The sequence below is a fragment of the Mariprofundus micogutta genome (assembly GCF_001895085.1).
GTDB lineage: Bacteria > Pseudomonadota > Zetaproteobacteria > Mariprofundales > Mariprofundaceae > Mariprofundus > Mariprofundus micogutta.
This window is the reverse complement of the sequence record NZ_BDFD01000005.1, coordinates 21435-42407: the sequence shown is the minus strand read 5'-3', so window position 1 is coordinate 42407 and position 20973 is coordinate 21435. Positions and strand designations below refer to the sequence as shown.

The 20973-nt window shown below is 49.3% G+C and carries 20 protein-coding genes; 3 read left to right on the top strand and 17 right to left on the bottom strand.

All coding sequences use genetic code 11. The features are described from left to right. Positions 1–86: 86 nt before the first annotated feature. Positions 87–689, top strand: a complete 603-nt coding sequence (locus tag MMIC_RS04080) for an HD-GYP domain-containing protein (protein ID WP_072659183.1) — start codon at positions 87–89, stop codon at positions 687–689. 17 nt (positions 690–706) lie between these two features. Here the strand turns inward: MMIC_RS04080 and MMIC_RS04075 are convergent, their stop codons facing one another. From MMIC_RS04075 to MMIC_RS04005, 15 genes are all read right to left on the bottom strand, one after another. Continuing rightward, positions 707–1294, bottom strand: a complete 588-nt coding sequence (locus MMIC_RS04075) for a peroxiredoxin family protein (RefSeq protein WP_072659182.1) — start codon at positions 1292–1294, stop codon at positions 707–709. Positions 1295–1402: 108 nt separating this feature from the next. Then, positions 1403–1957, bottom strand: coding sequence for a pentapeptide repeat-containing protein (locus MMIC_RS04070; protein WP_072659181.1), 555 nt, complete (start codon positions 1955–1957; stop codon positions 1403–1405). A gap of 84 nt (positions 1958–2041) precedes the next feature. Continuing rightward, entirely contained in the window at positions 2042–2368 is a 327-nt protein-coding gene (locus MMIC_RS04065; protein ID WP_072659180.1) for an RnfH family protein, read from the bottom strand. After that, a complete protein-coding gene (locus MMIC_RS04060) occupies positions 2368–2802 on the bottom strand; it encodes a type II toxin-antitoxin system RatA family toxin (protein WP_072659179.1) in 435 nt (144 codons plus the stop codon). Before MMIC_RS04060 ends, MMIC_RS04065 begins: the two co-directional genes overlap by 1 nt. 2 nt (positions 2803–2804) lie before the next feature. Further along, complete coding sequence (gene der, locus MMIC_RS04055) at positions 2805–4163, bottom strand: ribosome biogenesis GTPase Der (protein ID WP_072659178.1); 1359 nt, start codon at positions 4161–4163, stop codon at positions 2805–2807. A gap of 22 nt (positions 4164–4185) precedes the next feature. After that, complete coding sequence (locus MMIC_RS04050; protein WP_227819348.1) at positions 4186–5313, bottom strand: outer membrane protein assembly factor BamB family protein; 1128 nt, start codon at positions 5311–5313, stop codon at positions 4186–4188. A gap of 74 nt (positions 5314–5387) precedes the next feature. Continuing rightward, on the bottom strand, positions 5388–6050 hold the full coding sequence (locus MMIC_RS04045) for a tetratricopeptide repeat protein (protein WP_072659176.1): 663 nt from the start codon (positions 6048–6050) through the stop codon (positions 5388–5390). Positions 6051–6144: 94 nt separating this feature from the next. Then, positions 6145–7218, bottom strand: a complete 1074-nt coding sequence (locus tag MMIC_RS04040; RefSeq protein ID WP_072659175.1) for an AI-2E family transporter — start codon at positions 7216–7218, stop codon at positions 6145–6147. Then, positions 7206–7700, bottom strand: a complete 495-nt coding sequence (locus MMIC_RS04035; protein ID WP_072659174.1) for a DUF4149 domain-containing protein — start codon at positions 7698–7700, stop codon at positions 7206–7208. Before MMIC_RS04035 ends, MMIC_RS04040 begins: the two co-directional genes overlap by 13 nt. A 116-nt stretch (positions 7701–7816) precedes the next feature. Then, on the bottom strand, positions 7817–8290 hold the full coding sequence (greA, locus tag MMIC_RS04030) for a transcription elongation factor GreA (protein ID WP_072659173.1): 474 nt from the start codon (positions 8288–8290) through the stop codon (positions 7817–7819). Positions 8291–8296: 6 nt separating this feature from the next. Then, the gene (gene carB, locus MMIC_RS04025) at positions 8297–11512 is read right to left on the bottom strand and encodes a carbamoyl-phosphate synthase large subunit (protein ID WP_072659172.1); all 3216 of its coding nucleotides are present in this window, start codon (positions 11510–11512) and stop codon (positions 8297–8299) included. A 168-nt stretch (positions 11513–11680) separates the two neighbouring features. Continuing rightward, positions 11681–12991 carry a putative bifunctional diguanylate cyclase/phosphodiesterase gene (locus tag MMIC_RS04020; RefSeq protein ID WP_072659171.1) on the bottom strand — a complete coding sequence of 437 codons (1311 nt, stop codon included), beginning with the start codon at positions 12989–12991 and terminating at the stop codon, positions 11681–11683. A gap of 34 nt (positions 12992–13025) precedes the next feature. Continuing rightward, positions 13026–13637: a TIGR04282 family arsenosugar biosynthesis glycosyltransferase gene (locus MMIC_RS04015; RefSeq protein ID WP_227819347.1), complete on the bottom strand. Its 612-nt coding sequence runs from the start codon at positions 13635–13637 to the stop codon at positions 13026–13028. Beyond that, positions 13637–14326, bottom strand: a complete 690-nt coding sequence (locus MMIC_RS04010; protein ID WP_227819346.1) for a TIGR04283 family arsenosugar biosynthesis glycosyltransferase — start codon at positions 14324–14326, stop codon at positions 13637–13639. The genes MMIC_RS04015 and MMIC_RS04010 overlap by 1 nt, the downstream gene beginning before the upstream one ends. Next, a complete protein-coding gene (locus MMIC_RS04005; protein ID WP_072659170.1) occupies positions 14319–15383 on the bottom strand; it encodes an ATP-grasp domain-containing protein in 1065 nt (354 codons plus the stop codon). Before MMIC_RS04005 ends, MMIC_RS04010 begins: the two co-directional genes overlap by 8 nt. A gap of 94 nt (positions 15384–15477) precedes the next feature. On the opposite strand from MMIC_RS04005, the gene MMIC_RS04000 reads away from it, so the two are divergent. Continuing rightward, positions 15478–16458 carry a glycoside hydrolase family 130 protein gene (locus MMIC_RS04000; protein ID WP_072659169.1) on the top strand — a complete coding sequence of 327 codons (981 nt, stop codon included), beginning with the start codon at positions 15478–15480 and terminating at the stop codon, positions 16456–16458. A gap of 3 nt (positions 16459–16461) precedes the next feature. Continuing rightward, entirely contained in the window at positions 16462–18318 is a 1857-nt protein-coding gene (locus tag MMIC_RS03995; RefSeq protein WP_072659168.1) for an MFS transporter, read from the top strand. A gap of 83 nt (positions 18319–18401) precedes the next feature. Here MMIC_RS03995 and MMIC_RS03990 read toward each other — a convergent pair whose 3' ends face one another. Both MMIC_RS03990 and MMIC_RS03985 read right to left on the bottom strand, forming a co-directional pair. Further along, a complete protein-coding gene (locus tag MMIC_RS03990; RefSeq protein ID WP_072659167.1) occupies positions 18402–19988 on the bottom strand; it encodes a hypothetical protein in 1587 nt (528 codons plus the stop codon). Positions 19989–20070: 82 nt separating this feature from the next. Then, a complete protein-coding gene (locus MMIC_RS03985) occupies positions 20071–20952 on the bottom strand; it encodes a B12-binding domain-containing radical SAM protein (protein ID WP_072659166.1) in 882 nt (293 codons plus the stop codon). Between the last annotated feature and the right edge of the window lie 21 nt (positions 20953–20973).

Genomic DNA, 20973 nt, shown 5'->3' with positions numbered 1-20973 from the left:
TAGTAAATGACCGGAATATCAATTACCTGATGAAGCAAAGCATGCATTGATATAATATTGCTCAATATAAGCATGGAGCATTGTGAATGAGCGATAAAATGACCGGCGAGGACAATGTATCTGAAGCGCTGATCGCACTGGTCGGGATTCTGGAAACCAGAGATACATTCACAAAAGATCATTCTGTTCGTGTCAGCCATATTGCTGTGCGTTTCGGAAAAATAATGAAACTGGACAGTGAGTTTCTCGGGCAAGTCAGTAGAGCGGCACTGTTACATGATATCGGCATGGTCGGTATCCCCGATGCAGTTTTATTTAAACCCGGGAATTTCACTCCTTCTGAACGAAATGTTATCAATGAAACACCGGCAGTCGCAGCAAATATACTCGCTCCGATCAAGTCACTTGCAGCTGAAAGGGAAATGATTCTGCATCATGGAGAACGCTGGGACGGCTCAGGCTATCCGGATGGACTGCACGGTGAGGGTATCCCCCTGGGTGCCCGACTGATTGCAATATCTGAAGCCATTGATGCTATGACCCAGAACCGCTCATATCGAAGGGCACGTCCTATTTCATACTGTATGGAGCAACTTGAAAAGTATTCGGGAAGCCAGTTCGATCCTGAAATTGCTCAGGTGGCTATCTCCGAATTGTGTAAGGGTTTGGTCAGAAAAACGAAGAATTAGCGCTGGCAGGTCCCGTGTCAGAGACTGGCCAGTTCCCGCATATCCTTTTCAACTGCGAGCAGTTGAGATTCCGGCTCCAGTTCCAGATATACTTTTTTGATAATGCCCTGCTGATCAAGAAGATAACCTATATTTTTGGCCATTTGATTCATCGATGTGTGAGCAGAGTATTCACTGATCACATTCCCTTCAGGGTCAGACAACAGATCATGCGTCAGGTGCAATTGCTCGGCAAAATCATGATGTTCAGGTACCGATTCATAACTGATTCCAACCAGTCGTAAATGCAACTTATGCAATTCATCGTAGTGCGCTTTTATACGCCTGGCTTGCATAAGACCATCAGGCCTGTTGCCGTTATAAAAGTAGATCAGACACCAGTCACCTTTGTAATCGCTGTTTTTCACATAATTATTATTCTGATCAAGCAAGCCGAATTCAGGTGCTTTTTTACCGACTTCCAGAGGTTTTCCATTGCTGACAATGACGCCGATAATCAGTACGGCAGGAAGAATCATGACCAGAGACATACCTGCGACAATCTTGATGATGGCACTGTGCACCTTTTTCTGTTGTTCAAAATTTTCTGCAACTCTTCTTACCATCAGCGAGTTATGACATAAACATACATATAAGTAAAGGCTAATATTCGCATGCTTCGCCAGTAGTATGGGTGCAGTGGTGAGGTTTTAAATCACTGCAAGTGGCGCAAACTACGACCGGTAAGCAGTCGCTCCTGCGATATAAGCCTTCTTCAAGGCTGATTTTGGAATTTTAGCACCCGTACGGTTGGCGCGAGTCAGGTTAACGCGTTTGAGCGATGCGCCACTGAAATCTGCACCCGTCAGATTGGCCAGCGACAGATCGGATTCATTCAAGGTTGCACCACGTAGGTCAGCACCTTCCAGATTGCAACCGGACAAATTGGCATAAATGATTTTAGCATTACGCAGATCCTGACCGGACAAATCCATACCTGACAGATCTACACCATCCATAGTCCAGCCACTGCTGATGCGCGACAGTACGCGTTGCAGATCGATTTTGGTGCCGTTCTGGTTTGTATTGATCAGAGTTGCTCCATTCAGGTTTGCGCCTCTGATATCGGCACCTGAGAGATTCGCACCGGAAAAGTTACAACCGCTCAGATTTGCTCCTGATAAATCAGCTCCGGACAGATCCTGACTCGAGAAATCCAGACCGGTTAAATCCGCACCAGCCAGACTCTTTCCCTCTTTGATTTGAGCAATCACTTCTGAAACTGTCATAACCCCTCCTGAAGACTTCTTTATGGTAAAATGAAACATATAAAGCGCAAGTAGTATCTTCATCAAAACAAGTCATGCTGACACTTATTCGCTTTTTGTTGATGAACCCTCTTCAGCAACACGTTCTTTTTTGGCACGAATACGGGCTTTTTTGTCATCAGCAGCATGGGCATTGCGGGGTTTGCGAGGCAGGGGGCGATAAATCTCTACCCGATCACCACTGCGCAATACCTGGTCAGCTTTGACCAGCTTCGCATAAATCCCCAGCTTATTAACTGTCAGATCAATATCAGGATGCTTTTCAAGCAGGCCTGACATGCGTACTGCATCCTCGGCCGTTGAGCCTTCGGCAATATCGAGCTCTTCAATAAACTGCTCTTGAGCAAGTGCATAAATGACGGATACGTGCATCAGATACCTTTCAATTCCGTGGCACGCTTCTCAAAGGCCTGCACCATGGATTTACATGCCGTTGCAAAAATAGGACTGGCCACAATATCAACCATCATACTGCGGAATTCGAATTCGATAGAGAAATGAACCCGGCACTGCTCTTCGCTCAAGGGTTCGAATGTCCAAATGCTTTCCAGGAAACGAAATGGTCCTTCAAGCAAGCGGATTTCTATCAATTTATTGGCAATAAAGCGGTCAATCGTTTTAAAACTGTGACGCGAACCAGCCAGATCTGCCACCAACTCGGCGGTCAGTTCACCCTCATCCCTTGTCAATACCGTTGAACCAGCCACCCAGGGAAGAAAGCTCGGATAAGCATCTATATCCATCACGACATCGAACATCGTCGCTGCTGAGCAAGCTATGGTGCGCGTCTCCTCAAAGCTTCGCATGCCTAACGTTTTTTCTCCGGAGCATACGGATTACTGCTGGCAGAAAAACTGAAACGAATCGGTACTCCGACTAACTTGAATGTTTTGCGGAATGATTGCTCCAGATACTTCCGGTAACTCGTTTTCAGTCCTTTGGGGCGATTACAGAAAATTTTAATACTCGGCGGTGAGCTGGCAATTTGTGATGCGTATTTCAGTTTAACTGCCGCACCATTATCACTGGGTGGATGCTGCGCCTCCTGAGTTTCCGACAGCCATCTGTTCAATGCCCCAGTACCCAATTCAAAGCGATTGAGTTTGGCCGAATAAACAGCTTTACCAAGCAACTGTTTTACACCCTTGCCGGTTTTGGCAGTGATTCTGAATGTTGGAATTTCTGGAAATCCACGCATACGGAAATCAAGGCGTTCAACATAATGTTTCCACTCTTCTTCGGAGATCAGGTCGAGTTTATTCACTGCTATAATTAATGCACAGCCTTCATCAAAAGCCAGTTGCATCAAACGCATATCCTGCTCAACCACACCTTCTGAACCATCGAGCACCATAACCGCCGTATCAGCACGTTTGAATGCCTGTACAGCTTTAACGCGGGCAACGAATTCGATGATATCCGCGATACGGCCATGTTTGCGCTGACCTGCTGTATCAACAAGGCGAATATATCCATCGCCATAAGCCAATTCACTGTCAATTGCATCACGTGTTGTGCCTGCAATATTACTGACCACCATACGGTCACGCCCCAGCCAGGCATTGATCAGTGTAGATTTACCCACGTTCGGACGACCAATCACGGCAATACTGGCAATCGGACTATCGTGCTCTTCACTCTCTCTGACCGCAGGAAGTTTACCACCAAGCTCAGCAATGAATTCTTTCACACCATTACCGTGCGATGCGGAAATCGAGATAGGATCACCCATGCCGAGGCCATAAAAGTCCAGCTCTAAATTCGGTTTCTCGGCTTTATTTACAACTAAAAAGACAGGAATCTGATGGCGACGCAGCTTGTTGGCTATGGCCTCATCCACCGGCGTACAACCTGCCTGGGCATCAGTAACAAACAGGACAATATCAGCAATAGCAAGCGCAGCTTCCACCTGTGCATCAATCGCAGGCTGCATAACATCATGCGTTCCCTCACCAATCCCGCCGGTATCAACCAGAACAACCTGCTGTTCACCGATCAGGCATTCTGTTTCCAGCCTGTCGACAGTTACGCCCGGGCGATCACCCACGATTGCCGTACGTTTACCCACTATACGGTTGAACAAGGTGGATTTACCTACATTAGGACGACCGACAATAGCAATAACAGGCAGTCTTCCGACAGCGATTTCACGAAAAGTTGTAGTCACAAATCACCTGCCGGAATCGATTTCAATGTAACAGGTACAGGGTGCCGAGATTATTACGAACCAGCACGCCGTTATCAGTTATCACAGGTGTACGATCAATGCGTCCGGTGAGAACCAGACCACCTTTAATCATACCGTCTTCACTCAGGCGATATACCTTGCCCTGGTCATTGGCGACCCACAGCTCTCCCTGCCACGAGACCGGTCCGGTCAGTTCACCTGAAGAGACTTGCTGTTTCCATAATGTTTCACCACTGGCTGCATCAAGTGCGCTTACTGCACCTGCAGAATCAGCAATATATAAACGCCTGTTTTTTAACAATGCCGGTGATTTGATTGAAATGGAGCGGCTGTTCAAAGTACTGCCATCGAGCAATGACAAGAAGACCATTTCACCCTGAAAAATCGGCACAAGCAGCGTATCTTCATCACGACCGGAATCTTCAACGGGTACAACCGTTGGAGTTGCAACCGGTACTTTCAGTTCACTGAGCACAGAGGCGCTGTTATTAAGCAGCAACTGTCGTGTCCACAAAAAACCGCCATGATCAGCTTTAAGCGCAACGATTTCACCGTTATTCATAGCAACATAGACACGATTCTTATAAACCACCGGTGACGGGCTCAACTGCATCGTCAAACCGCCCGAGCTACCTGAATAACTCCACAATTTTTCTCCGGCCGCACTGAATCGATAAACCTGATTGTCATCAGTCTGAACAATAAAGTCCCCATCAATGGCAACAGGGGAACCGACAAATGAAGAAGAGAGCTCAACTTTCCAGCTGACTTCACCCTTCTCTATATCGATACCGTACAGGCCACCTTCAATATCACCGATAACGACGAGGCCACCCGCGAGCTGAAGTGCTCCTGATTCACTGGCCGCTGCCAGCGCAACACGATTCAGTTCAGAACCACCGGCACTGTAAATTCTAACGCGCTTATCCTGAGCCCCTGCAACGATCTTGTGGCCCTGAGTTGTTTTATATACCAGCGGCAGGCTGAAACCGGATACAGAAGCAGGCTGCCGTTGATCCAGATCCACGCGCCAGTCGATAGTAATTCCACCTTCTACGGCGCTTTCTACGGCTACAGGTGCTGCTTTTACAATCGGCTCGCTCTCGTCATCCTCAAACCAGGAAGACATCGTTGAGCAGGCTGTCAGCGACAGGGAGCACAACACAACCGACAGTAGCTGTTTTAAATGCAGATGTTTCTCCATCAGGATACTTTCTTGGCCAGCAGTGATTCGACTTTCTGTTTTAAATTATTATCAACAGGTGAAGCATCCAGTGATTGCTGCAGATGCTTTTGCTTTTCTGCCGCATCTTCTGATGCCTGAGCCATCAGGTAATGGCGAAGCTGCTGGTATTGCGTACCGAACTGCCCCTCCAGCTGCTGCATGGCCGCAGCATTATCACCCTGCTCAATCTTCAGCGCAGCCAGATCAAGTCTGGCTTCCCAGACCCACTCTTGCATGGCGGACGGATGAGCCATCAACGCTTTCAGGTGGGTCTCACGATTTGCAATATCAACATTTGCCAACTGCATCAGTGCCAGTGCGCCATAAGAACTTGATCCGAAATCTTTCAGCAGCCCTTCCATCAATGCCTGTTTCTCTGTGCGATCAGTAGCATTCGCAGCCTGCTGATACATTGCGCCTGCCGTTGCCCGTTGTGCTTTATCATTCTCAATCCACAAGCCACCTGCCATCAACACGGCAATCAGAACTCCGGCAGCAAGCATCAGGGTCTTCTGATTGTTCTCCGCCCACTCGACCCATTTGGCCGAACGCATCTCGCGTTTCAGTTCTTCCATTTCTGCTTCAAAAGCAGACTGATCCTCTTGCTTCACTGGAGTTTTATCTTCAGTTTTATCAGTCATTCAATCATCCCCGCATCATTCGATGAAACTATTGGCCTGTCAGCCATGGATACCCAAAGCTGCTGCACCCTAAAAGGCACCCTGCTGCTGTCAATCAGCTATCCTTGCTGATTGAGAAAACCTGACGTCGCTCCAGTACAATAGAGACTACACTTTTCACCAGTGCCGCCATCGGAATGGCAACGATCACTCCGATGATGCCCCACAGTGCTCCGAACATCAAAATAGCAACAATGATTGCAATCGGATGCAGGTTTACAATTTCAGAAAACAGCCATGGCACTATCACGTTGGCATCTATCGCCTGCACGATGCCATAGGCGAGAACGCTATATGCCATCGTATCCGTCCAGCCCCACTGGAAAAAAGAGAGTAGAATCACCGGTATGGTCACTACTGCAGCCCCGACAAATGGAATCCAGACCGATATACCGGTTAATACGCCAAGCAGCAGTGCATATTCATGGCCCATCCACCAGAAAACCATCCACATGGCAATACCAACAATGAACGCTTCCCAGAACTTGCCCCGGATATAGTTACCAATCTGAATATCAAGTTCCAACCAGACCCGTTGCAGCAAGGAACGTTCAGTCGGTAAAAACTGCTGCCCCCAGACTATGATTTTTTCCTTATCCTTGAGAAAAAAGAACACCATTACCGGTACCAGAACGGCATATACCAGCAAGGTAATCATACCCGGAATCGATGCGATGGAAAACGACAGCAGTGCGCCGCCCCACTCCTGTAATTGCGCTGCAGTTGCGGCAATAATCTTCTGAACATAGGCAGGATTGATCCATTCCGCATGATTGGTCTGTGCCTGCTGAAACATCTCCCGGATGGATTGCAAATACTGTGGTGCGCGGGAGACCAGACGGCCTATCTGCTCGCTCAGAAGCGGTAAAATAGCCAGCAGTGTCACCAGCAGCATCAACATCACACCGCCACCGGTCACAGCTATAGCCAACATACGCGGCAACCTGCAGCGCACCAACAGTTCAACTATGCCATCAAACACATAAGCCAGCGCTATAGCCAGCATTACCGGAGCCAGAATAGGCCCCAGCAGAACAAGTAAAATAAAAATAACCAGCAGAGAACCCAGCAGCATCACCAGTTCGGTGTCTGCCAGACGTTTTTGCAACCACTCTTTTAAGACGGACATGTATCCTTGGACGGTGCCCGTCCTCCGAGTGCAACCAATGCCGCAGCAGAAATTGCTGCAACCAGATGAATCAGAGCGCTGATACCATGCCACATGCCAAACAGTTTACGCTGCGGATTGTCGTCTGCAACCTGATCCATTGGCCCCAGTTGCGCTTTCAAATCAGCCAGCACCGGGGAGACAGCAAATTCATTACCCATGATCAGCGCTGCAAGAAGCAGTAACAGTATCCAGCGCAATCGACCGATTAAGGCACCGGATTTCTGCATGCGCAACCAGAATACCAAAACGGCTGCCGCCAGAAATATGATAGCCATATTAGCCAGATGAAAGATATCGCCAGCCAGAGAGCCGGCCAGTGAAACGCTGCCCGCCTTGGCAAACAACACAGGTGCAACCACATAACCCGGCACCACGAGAAGCCCGAGCATCAGCGCCAGGCAGAGTCGAACCGAACCCATACGAATGCAATCAACCCTCATTCAATGAACTCCCTACCGCCCATGGATGGGCGGCTTTAGTGAGAGCTTCAAAAATCACACTTTTTGAAGGTCGTCCAAGGTGGAGGACAGGAAGTCCGACACCGTATCCACAAAAATCAGACATACTCAATCGACTGAATCTCATACTCACGTTCACCGCCTGGTGCCTGCACTACAGCAACATCGCCTTCTTCCTTACCGATCAGAGAACGTGCAATAGGAGAGGTAATGGACACCTTGCCAGCCTCAATATTGGCCTCATCCACACCAACAATCTGATAGGTGATTTCCGTACCTTCATTCATGTCGATCAATTCAATCGTCGCACCAAATACAACTTTCTCCGCAGTGATCGTGGATGGATCAATAATGTGCGCACGCGCCAGCTTGTCTTCCAGATCGGAAACACGCGCCTCATTCATACCCTGCTCTTCCTTGGCAGCATGGTATTCGGCATTCTCGGAAAGGTCACCATGCGCGCGCGCTTCTTCAATTGCAGCAACGATTTTGTGGCGTTTTTCCCCTTTCAGATATTCAAGCAGCTCACGCAGACTCACTGCGCCCTGCTTTGTCATTGGAACACGTTCCATGCTTTTTTACCCCTTATGATATTCCTGAATACTTTTCACAGCTGTAACATCTGAATGACCAGCAATCGCCTGTGCAGCAGCCAGGCCACCGGCCATGGTTGTGTAATAGGCAATGCCCCGGTCCAGAGTCGCCTGACGGATGGATTTGGAATCCTTAATCGTCTGCTCACCCTCTGTGGTATTTACAATCAGATTCACTTCATCGTTTAATAGACGGTCGACAATATGCGGACGCACACCATCTGTAACTTTAGCAACCTTTTCAGCAGTCACACCTGCATCAACCATAGCTTTATGCGTACCGCTTGTGGCTAGCAATTTGAATCCGGCATCGGCAAGCAGGCGACCAATTTCAACTGCAGCACGCTTATCGGGTTCTCGCACCGAGATAAAGGCACAGCCATCTTCGGGCAATCTCACACCACCACCGAGCTGGGCCTTGGAAAAGGCAGCCGTAAAGCTGGTTGCAATGCCCATCACCTCACCGGTGGATTTCATTTCAGGGCTAAGCAGAGGGTCAACACCGCGGAACTTCACAAACGGGAATACAGCCTCTTTCACAGCCAGGAAGTCTTTCGGCTGAGAAATCTCATCAATGCCTTGTTCATCCAGTGACTGACCAGCCATGATACGTGCAGCAATTTTGGCCAAAGGTTTGCCCGTTGCTTTGGAAACAAATGGAACCGTACGCGATGCACGCGGATTCACTTCCAGCACATAAATTGTTTCGCCCTGAATGGCGAACTGGATATTCAGCAGTCCTTTTACATTCAGTGCCAACCCGAGCGCCTTGGTCTGACGAATCACCTCGCTGATGATATCATCGGAAATCGAGTGCGGTGGCAGGCAGCAGGCAGAATCACCGGAATGTACTCCCGCCTCTTCAATATGTTCCATAATGCCGCCGATCACTACGCGTGTGCCATCGGCCAGAGCATCGACATCAAGTTCAATAGCCTGATTAAGGAAACGATCCAGCAAAACAGGATGGTCTGGAGATGCCTGAACAGCCTCTTTCATATAACGCAGCAGACCTTTCTCATTATGTACGATCTGCATCGCACGGCCACCGAGCACGTAGGATGGACGCACCACAACCGGATAACCGATTTCACTGGCGACGGTAACGGCCTCTTCGGTAGATCGGGCAGTACCATTTTCAGGCTGTTTCAATTTCAAGTCATTCAGCAGTTGCTGGAAACGCTCGCGATCTTCAGCCAGATCTATCATATCCGGGCTGGTACCGATAATCGGTACACCGGCAGCTTCCAGTGATTCAGCTAGTTTCAGTGGTGTCTGACCACCGAACTGCACAATCACGCCATAGGGTTTTTCAACATCAACAATGGCCATTACATCTTCATATGTCAGTGGCTCGAAATAGAGGCGATCAGATGTATCGTAATCCGTGGATACAGTTTCCGGGTTGCAGTTGACCATAATGGTTTCATACCCGTCATCAGACAATGCAAAGGCAGCATGCACACAGCAGTAATCAAACTCGATACCCTGACCAATCCGGTTCGGACCACCACCAAGCACCATAACCTTCTTCGCATCGGTAGGACGCGCTTCACACTCTTCTTCATAGGCTGAATACAGATAAGGCGTATGCGCTTCAAACTCAGCGGCACAGGTATCCACACGCTTGAAAACCGGATTCACACCTGCAGCCTGTCGTGTTTTGCGTACAGTCAATTCATCCGTGACCAGCAGTTCAGCCAGACGCATGTCGGACAAACCTTCGCGTTTGGCTTCACGCCACTCATCCGCCGTAAGTGACGCTGCATCACGACCACACAGAGTTGCTTCCAGCAGAATCATGACGGTGATTTCACGGATAAACCACGGATCGATTTTTGTCACATCAAATACGCGCTCTTCAGACCAGCCGGCACGCAGTGCCTCACCAACCCACCACAAACGCTCAGCTCCCGGAATGCCCAGTTTTTCCTGCAGAAACTGATCTTCGTCCACATCTTCCGGCACAGACTTATCGAATCCACAGGAGCCGGTTTCAAGACCGCGCATCGCTTTGCCCAGTGATTCGGTAAATGAGCGGCCTATGGCCATCACTTCACCCACAGATTTCATCTGTGTGGTCAGGCGGGCATCCGCACCCGGAAACTTTTCAAAAGCAAAACGTGGCAATTTGGTGACAACATAATCAATGGTCGGTTCAAATGCAGCCCAGGTTTCGCCGGTAATGTCGTTGCGGATTTCATCCAGCGTATATCCGACAGCCAGCTTGGCTGCGATTTTGGCAATCGGGAAACCAGTGGCCTTGGAGGCCAGCGCAGAAGAACGCGACACACGCGGATTCATTTCAATCACAATCAATCGGCCATCTTTAGGATTCACTGCGAATTGAACATTGGAGCCGCCAGTTTCCACACCGATTTCACGCAGAATATCAATCGAGGCATCGCGCATACGCTGATATTCTTTATCGGTCAGGGTCTGGGCTGGGGCAACTGTAATCGAGTCGCCGGTATGCACGCCCATAGGATCGAGGTTTTCAATCGAGCAGATAATCACGCAGTTGTCCGCATGATCGCGCATGACTTCCATCTCGTACTCTTTCCAGCCGATAATCGACTCTTCTATCAGAACCTCATCGGTTGGTGATGCATCAAGACCGGATGCCGCAATCTGTTCAAATTCGTCTGGGTTGTAGGCGATTCCGCCACCGGAGCCGCCCAGCGTGAAAGATGGACGGATAATAATCGGGTAACCGATCTCCGCAGCCAGATCACGTGCCTCCTGCATGGAGTGAGCAAAACCGCCGCGTGCCATCTCCAGACCGATATGATCCATGGCATGCTTGAAGCGTTCACGATCTTCCGCTTTATCAATCGCATCCGGTTGCGCACCGATCAATGTAACATCGAATTTATCCAGAACACCATGCTTGTTCAGCGACAGTGCGCAGTTCAGCGCCGTCTGCCCGCCCATCGTCGGCAGGATCGCATCAGGGCGTTCTTTCTCGATAATCTTGGCTACAACTTCCCAGGTAACCGGCTCGATGTATGTTGCATCGGCAAATTCGGGGTCAGTCATAATCGTTGCCGGATTGGAGTTGACCAGAATAACCCGGAAGCCCTCCTCCTTGAGCGCTTTACAGGCTTGAACACCTGAGTAATCGAACTCGCAGGCCTGACCAATAACAATGGGGCCTGCTCCTAAAATCATGATGGATTGAATATCACTACGACGTGGCATGCGCTTCTCTCACTCCTTGAACGGATGATCCGGTTCCAGACACAGAAAACGGGCAAGTTGATGACTCACCCGTCAGTTCGCCAACCCTAGCGTGAGGAAGCTATCTGGAAAAGGTGCAAGGTGAATCATCTTATCAAACAGCCAATAGTCATTCGGAAACTCAGACTTTTATTGGATATTTTTAGTTTTGCCGTCCCTTAGTTTGTACCATTTGACAAGCTCCTCACCGGCTAGTGGCTCACTCAGATAATAGCCCTGAGCGATATCACAGCCGTACCGGCTCAACAGATCGAGCTCTTCAGAACGCTCCACGCCTTCAGCCACAACCTTCAATCCGAATTCATGAGCAAGTGCAATCACGGCCTTAACCAGCCTTTGGTTTCCCGGCTGCCCAGCCAGTCCGCCAATAAAGCTTTGATCTATTTTCAGCTCATTAGCGGGAAGATCCTTCAGATAGGCAAGCGAAGAGTAACCTGTACCGAAATCATCAATGGAAACCTGCATGCCTTTCTGGCGCAATCTGTTTAGTGCACCTATGGCCTGATGGCTGTGTTCCATCACCGAGCTTTCCGTCACCTCAATGGTTAATGGATAATCTGCCAGATTGTATTCCTCAAGCCACTGGCAGATATCATCGGTCAGGTTTGGACTGAGAAGATCCCTGACCGACACATTCATCGACAATGGGAACTGATATCCCGCTTTTTTCCATACTGCTGCCTGAAACAGGCACTCCTTTATCATCCAACGGGTCAGATCACGGATTAAACCGGTGGCTTCGGCAACCGGAATGAACCTGCCTGGAGATATATGCAGGTCGTTCCAGCGTGAGAGGGCCTCCACACCGGTTAATTCACCGCTTTGTACATCCACCTGCGGCTGATATACCAGATCCAGCCCTCCCTCATGAATCGCTTTACGCAGTGCACCGAATATTCTCAGATTATCACTGGCGCGTTTGGCCATGCTACCGTGATAGATAAAAGTGGTTTCCTTATTCTTTTTCGCCGCATTGGCAGCAACCATGGCACCTCTGATCATCTCTGAGGCTGATGAGCAGTGAATGGGATAAATCGATATACCCATATTCAGTCCCAGAAAAAGTGATTCAGCCTCCACCTCAAACGGCTCCTCAAAGCCTTTTATGATTTTATCACAGACATTGAGCACCCCCTCCTGTTCTGCATCTGGGAGCAACAGGGCAAATTCATCACCGGTCAGGTGAGCTGCAGTATCAACTTTACGAACCACCGATGAGAGGCGCTCGGCACACTGGATCAGCAGTTGATCACCGACCTCGAAACCGAGCGTACTATTGATATCAGAGAACGGAAACGGATCAATGTGGATCAATGCTAATGAGGTGGTATTGCGCTGTGCCACCTCAATTTCATACGATATACGCTCCTCTAGCAGCATGCGATTCGGCAAACCGGTCAAAGCGTCATAAAGGAGTGGATTGGTATTGCCTGCAATCATAAAATAATTAGAAGCAAGAAAGCGGCCGAATCAGCTATAAACCTGCATACTGCCAGCCGGCTGTTCTGGCCCGTTCAATATCGGATGGCAGGTCCACATCAAAACTGACATCCAGCAACTTTGAAGTGAGTTGTAATCTACGGATATGATTCAGCGTCTGTGGCAGCACCTGCGGCGTTGACCAGTCTACAGCATCAAAGACCGGATGCGCAGCATTCATCGCTATAAGATCATAACCTCCGTCTTCGACCGACCCGAGCACAACATCATGGCTTTGCAAGCCTGCGGCAGCATCCAGTAAACGTGCATCAGGCATATGCGGAGAATCTGTACCCAGCAACAATACTGCCTGAGTGTCCTGTTCAAAGGCCTGACTCACCTGCCTGTGCATACGATCACCGAGATTGCCTTCATGCTGTGACAGCACAGGCAATCCAAAAGATGTAAAAAACGGATGTTTAATATCATCAGCAGCCAGCACCACATCATCAAACAGGCGTTTGGTCCGCTCGATCACGGTTGTAGCCATTGCTGCGTGCACTGCAGTTGCATGCTCAGCAGACAGAGCTGTCATCAATCTGGTTTTCACCCGGCCTTTCACCGGCGCCTTGCACATAATCACAACCCTGATGCCAGCAAGCTTCATCAGCGGGCATTCCTGTAAACAAGCGCAAGCTCGGATGCCGGCCGCTTCAGCCAGTATAAAAAGCGTAATTTCCACATCAGTAACACAGTCCTTGCAATACCATGCTGCTCCCAACGACGTGAACTGGTGATAACCTTTTCTTTCAGGCAAGCGATTCTCCCCTGCCTCTTGAGCAGCGTTGAAAAAGCGATGTCTTCCATCAAAGCCAGCTCAGGAAACCCACCCATACTTTCAAACAGAGAACGGCGAACAAACTGGCACTGGTCACCCGTACTGATACGGGTCAGGCGAGAGCGCTGATTCATCATCCACTCGATCATACGAAAGGCGACATTCCTGCCTGAAAGCGTAACGTCAAAGTGGCCACCAACAAAAGCTGCATCACACATCACCTTTTCAACAGCCATCAAATTACTCGAAGATATAAGTGTATCCACATGAATAAAAAGAAGAATATCACTCTTGCATATGGACGCCCCGGCATTCATCTGGCGGGCCCTTCCGGGTCCTGTCGTTATCCAGCGAACATCTGATGCAGCCAGTATGTCACATGTACCATCGCTTGAACCACCATCGACAATAATCAACTCATCTGCATCAAGCGCCGACAAATGTTTGATCATGCCGGAGATAGCCCGTCGTTCATTCAGAACGGGTACGACCAATGCAATGCTCAGCTCATTATTCAATGTTTATTGAAACCCAGCCGCTGCCCGGTTCGCGAAAATTGGTCACCTGACCACGCCACACGCGACCGGCCAGGGCAATCAGTTTTTCACCGTGCATGTAAAACCGAATATCGAATTTCATACTCGATCCTTCAACTTCCACCTTCGATGCAGGAACCAGTTGCTGTACGATCGTGTCTTCCCTATCCAGTGATTCAAACCGCTTGCGACTCATGGCTTTGCCCAGCACAACACCCTTGCCACCATGGCGGGCAGCCGGCTTAAATACCCACTGTTTGCGCTCCTCCCAAGCCTGCTCAACATCCATTTCAGAGAATTGACGTGTTTGCGGTGTAACTGCCCGGATACTCTCAACAGCATCACTATCGATGCATGCTTCAAGCAAACCTTCCCGCCACCAGTCCACCATACGCGATTTATCGCCAATCAGAGCATAGGAACGCGGATGCGGATTGATCGCCACCTGCCCTCTTTCATAGGCCATCCGAATATCGGAGATAACACCGGTATCGAGATAAAAATCTGTATGTCTGTTATAGATCGCGTCAATTCTTTTGCCGTTAAAAAACAATCCATCATCGCTGAGCGTTAAATCTTCAGGGCTGACAAGCACCACATGACGACCATCTTTTTCGAACAGTTCGGCATAAGCCTGCATCTCCGGATACATGAATTGACCGGTCACATCTTCATCCATAATGGCAATAGTCGTCCAATCACTATGAAACATTTCAATCAATCGCTGTTCCAGCGTCCCATCCAGTTCGGCAATCTCGGGTTGCGGTATCCAGCGCCCCTGCCCGATATACAGACCACCGGCATTATTGTTGATTTCAATGAGTTTCGGGCCATCAGGGGTAAGATGAAAATCATAACCCATCAAAACACTGGGCCATGCCGTTTTAATCAGGGCTGTTTCAGGTAGTGCCGCTGACAAAGCCTGCAAGTAGGCGGAATTATCTTTCAACTGAAACACGTTCCGGGCAAACGTGAGCATGGTATCGAATTCATAATGTGAAATGGAAACCGGAGTTTCACTGGCTAATGCTGTTGTCATGGGCGAAGCATAACCGACTTCATTTCATTTGGCTTCGACTCGGGCTAGTCTTGATTCGCATACAATCTCAGGCTTTAAGGGGGGGGGGATACAGATGAGCGAAGTGAAGATCATCGGAGACGCTTTAGCCAATATACCCTGGCAGGACAAACCACTGGGATGCCCTGATGTGGTCTGGCGTTACAGCAATAACCCGATTATACCGAGAAATCCGTTTGTCGGTGCCAACAGTACGTTCAACAGTGCTGCAGTAGCATTTAACGGCAAATTTGCCGGCGTCTTTCGCTGTGACTCCACGGCGCGTGAGATGCAGATCCATGCCGGTTTCAGTGATGATGGCATCAACTGGAAGATTAACCCCGAGCGCATTCAGTTTATCCATGAAGATCCTGAAGTGAGTGGTTGGGAATATGGTTATGACCCGCGCGTGGTATGGATTGAAGATCGCTATTACGTCACCTGGTGTAATGGTTATCACGGCCCGACCATCGGTGTGGCATGGACGAAAGATTTTAAAACCTTCCATCAGCTCGAAAATGCATTTCTGATTTTCAATCGCAACGGAGTTCTGTTTCCGCGCAAGGTTGGCGGCAAGTATATGATGCTCTCCCGCCCTAGTGATAACGGGCATACGCCATTCGGAGACATTTTTCTCAGTCAAAGCCCGGACATGCAGCACTGGGGCTGCCATCGCCATGTCATGGCTACTAGCGATGGCTGGCAGTCCACCAAGATCGGTGCAGGCCCCATCCCGATTGAAACCAGCGAAGGCTGGTTAATGATTTACCACGGTGTTCTCACCTCCTGTAACGGTTTTGTGTATAGCTTTGGTGCTGCTCTGCTTGATCTGGATGAGCCATGGAAAGTGATCCACCGTTCCAAAAATTTCCTGATTGCGCCGTGGGAGCAATATGAGTGTGTGGGTGATGTTCCCAATGTAACCTTCCCCTGCGCGGCGCTCACGGATGCTGCCAGTGGCCGAATCGCCATCTATTATGGTTGTGCCGATACAGTGACAGGCCTCTGTTTTACTACGGCTCAGGCGCTGATCGATCATCTCAAGGCCGGCAACTAAACCTTGGCCGAAGAAGATAAAAAGGCTGACGCAGCAGTTGTAGCCGGCAAGCTACCGGTAAAAACCAAGCTCTCCTGGGGCGTTGGCGGCTTCGGTGAAAATATCGCCAACTCCGCCATTCTGTCGCTGGTGTTTCCGATCTTTAATGTAGCTCTGGGCTTCAGCACGCTGGCCATCGGCCTGGCTATGGCCCTGTCGCGTATTATTGATGCCATTGTTGATCCGATCATAGGTAACCTGACGGACAATACCCGTTCACGCTGGGGACGACGCAGACCCTGGATGTTTGTCGGCTCTATTCTGATGACACTGTTTTTTTCTGCAGTCTGGTTCCTGCCAACGCTTACGCCGCAACTGCCCAGACTGGTTACGGTCCACCTGCAATCGGAATCCGTAACTCAGAGCCCGGCGGCATCCAGCAAGGTGCTAACAGACACGCTGTCATGGTACGTGGTCAGCACTAAGGATATCCGGCTTGCACCCGATACAACTTCCGCCGTTTTCGATGTAATGCTGCGCAAGGCACCCGAATCAGCCACCAGTTTCAGCATTGAACAAGTGAACAACGGAGCCGTAGCTATGCACCTGGCGATAGAACCCCGGCAACTGATCTTCACGCCTGAAAACTGGCAGACAGCGCAATCAGTCATGGTTACCACAGCAGAGACCATTGATAGCAATAATGCTGAAATCACCACATCACTGCGTATTCTGCCAACAGCCGATCTGCTGGACATATCAGCGCTGCACCAGTTCGGTATTACTTCCTGGTCATCGCTGCAGATGTTCGTGGCTTTTGCACTGGTTTGCCTGATGTTCTATTTCAGCTTCTCGGTTTTCGTTATTCCCTACTCCGGCCTCGGTATCGAGCTGACAGATGATTATGCCGAGCGCACCAATCTGCAGATCTACCGTCTGGTCGCCTCGTTCTGTGCCAGCCTGCTTGTGGGTTATCTCTATCTCTGGTCACAAATAGCCGGTGCATGGCTGGGCGGCGATGAAGTGCTGGGCGTACGGCTGGTCGGCATCTGTATCGGCCTGCTGGTTTTGATATCAACGATACTTCCAGCCCTGTTGTGCCGTGAACGATTTGCCGAAAGCGAGAAAAAGAAAAATCATCTCTCCCTGTTCAAAGCCATCAAACTCACCGCAGTGAACAGAAGTTTCCGCATGCTGATGGGCTCAGTCTTCTCAGTGTTCATGGGGCTGTTCTTCGCGCTCCCCTTCATGACCTATATCGGCATCTATTATGTCTGCGAAGGAGATAAAATGCTGGCGGCTGAAATTGGCGGTGTGATGACAGTCATTCAGGTCACCGGCCAGTTTCTCGCCATGCCGCTGATTTCGTGGGCCAGCCAACGCGTCGACAAAAAGACCATCCTGTTCACCGGCCTCAGCATTTCTATTACCGGTTATGCCTCCAGCTGGTGGCTGTTCACACCGGAAAACCCGTGGCTACAGATTATCCCTGTCGTTGTAGCGGCATGGGGCCTGTGCGCCTGCTGGGCGGTCAACGGCTCATTTGCGGCTGATATCTGTGATGAGGATGAACTGAACACAGGTCATCGCCGTGAAGGTGTCTACAGTGCGGTGTTCGCACTGGTTTACAAAACCGCCATCGGCATCGTCGCACTCGGCAGTGGTGCCCTGCTGGCCTGGGCCGGTGTAGTCGGACAGGAAACCATGCTGCCGGCTGATACCCTGCTCAAGGTGCGTATTGCCTATCTGGCTATTCCGATGGTGTTTTTGAGTCTGGCTATCCTGTCGATGTGGTTTTACCCGCTCACCCGTGGTCGCGTGGAAGAGATTCAGTCCCGGCTACGCGCTCCCCAGAAAGAAGAGACATCGAAAACATCTTGAATCCGGCACCCCTCAATAAGCGACAATCATTGAGTCCAAACCGGTTGCCTGTGAAATAAACTGTCCTTTTCCGGGCAGCTTATTTACTGACTGTTCAGTGACGAGAAGCGATAGGTCAACCCCAGGCCTGCCGAGGAAGCACGAAACCGCTTATTCACCGGCGCTTTTATTGACAATGTTTTTGCAACCTGGCCATAAAGTGCAAGATGATCGGTCAAGCCATAATTGAAGCCTACAGAAGGTTTTAGCAGCACCCCATGAGCTCCTCCGCCAAGCAAAACCTGAAGAAAGCCCTGAAAAGGATTTGTTGTGGAGTACTTACTCTGAATACCTAATCCGGTTAATATTTCTCCATAGCCCGGGCCGCCGTTATAGGCCGTGTACGCGAAGCTAACCTGAGCAGGAATATACCAATAATCATTCACGATATAATCAAATTGACCTGATAACATTTTGATATTGGGATGCTTTCTACTTCCAATCTGAACATTGAATTCAGTTTGCTGGAATACATTAACTCGGAATCCTTGATAAACCAGATTCTTTTCAGCACTGGAATTGCTTTGCATTCTTTCCTTTGTGGACTGGTAGATATTCATTGCCAGACCCACGGTGAAGTTTTTGGATGTGCCCATGGGCGCAACCAGATAACCACCCGACAGAGACAAGCCATAGTTATTATTCAGTAAGTATTCCAGCGAAAATTTAGGATAAACAAGCAGTCCGGGGCCAGTATCAATCCTGTCAGGTGAATAACCACCCGAGCCAACCCCTATCTGGCCAAATATGCTGATGCGAGGGGAAACAGGGAGCTTATAACCCACACCCCCTAAAATGTGATTATAGATCGGCAGACCGTAATAACCGGCTTCGCCTAAAATAAACAGGTAATAGTTATCAGTCAGAAAGTGGGAAAATTGCAGTGATAACGAATTGATCGTGTTTTTATGCGTTCCTTTGGGTTTAATTTGAAATATATTATTAAGCTCCAGCGTTATCATATTATCTCCCCCCGATTCAGAGAGGGAGGGATCATACTCAATCTCATTTCCTGAGTTTGCATATGAACCGATTGAGTATGAAAGTGGTTTTTGAATAAACAAATTGAGTTGAGAACTATTAATTCGCGAATTGATAAATTTATAATGCGCGTAATTTGCCCCTACTGAGAAACTGCGAAAATCGTAACCCAGCCCCATATAAGCTTTGATGAAACCGCCTGTTCCGGACACTTGTTTACTCAGTTGTGGAGTCGGACCACCGCCACCACCACCAAAAGAGACACCGGCATTTATAAACGAATTTCCAAGTATTCTACGTTGCGCATGAGCTGTTGCATCAAAGACCATAAAACCACCAGAATTACCATGAAATAACGGTGCATGAAGCCCAAGGCCGAGATAAAGCCAGTCATTCATTTGATGGAGGAAGTGAATGCCATGCAAATCGAGTGATTTGAATCCGGGAACCGGGATGACTGAATAATCCAACATGATCAGCCCCTTAGCTTCACTCAGGGCAGTATTTTCTGATGTTGGCTGATTATTTACCGCATCCGGGTTCACTTCAGGAAGCATTTCTGTTTGCTCGGATGCATAAACTATCCCTGTGGAAATTGAAAACAGGATCAGTACAAGGATTGTCTTAAATCTTGGGAAATGGATAAGCATTCTCCTGCAAGCAGTTCATCATCTTGCATCCTACATTACAGTTCATGCATCGAATGAAAAAGAATTATTTCTCCCGAATTTTTCACATAGCCCGCATATACCAGGGCCTCAGCGGTGTTTCGCCTTTCAACGCATGGTAAAGTTGATTCAACAGCTTCTCCCTGTCACGGGGCAGATTGCCGGCCAGAGCCAGAGCATTGGATGCATGATTGGAGCGAAAGATCACAGCTTTGGGCGGATTGAGCCCCTCAAGCAATCGCATCTGCTCCAGAAGCATGGCGCGGTCATCCGGAATCTCGAACGGCTCCCCGAACCTGGTCTGGAATTCAGCCATTACATCTTCTTCCAGATAAAGCTGTAAGGTGGAGAGATAGGTCAGCGGTGCTTGATTGAGCAACTCAATGGTTGCATCGATATGCTCCTGCCAGTGCTGTTTGCCACCCAGGCCAAGGATAACAGTGCCGGAGACCTTAAGGCCGGCATCAAAGGCATTCTGCATGGCTTTCGCAATGCCGCGCTGGCTGGCTCCCTTGGTGATTTTCTTCAGGATCAGGTTGGAACCGGATTCAATGCCCAGATAGAGCAGACTCAAACCTGACGCCTTTAATAGCTGTAACTCTTCATGGCTTTTGGCCAGCAGGTTTGCAGGTGTGGCATAACATGAAACACGTGAAAGATTCGGTAACGCAGCATGCAGTGCTTCAAGAATCGCAAGCCATTGTGCTGTCGGCAGGTTCAGCGCATCACCATCAGCGAGGAATACACGTCTGGCATCCGGCCAACTGCGCGCAGCTTTAGCGATTTCGTTAACCACGTCCGCAAGAGGCCGTTGCCGGTACTGTTTCGAGCGATACATGGAACAGAAACTGCACTGGTTAAAACTACAACCGAGCGTAACCTGAATAATCAGGTTGTCCGCCTCGCTCGGTGGCCGGTAGAGCGGCATGTGATACGCGATTGTCATAGTGCCAGCCTTTTACCACTT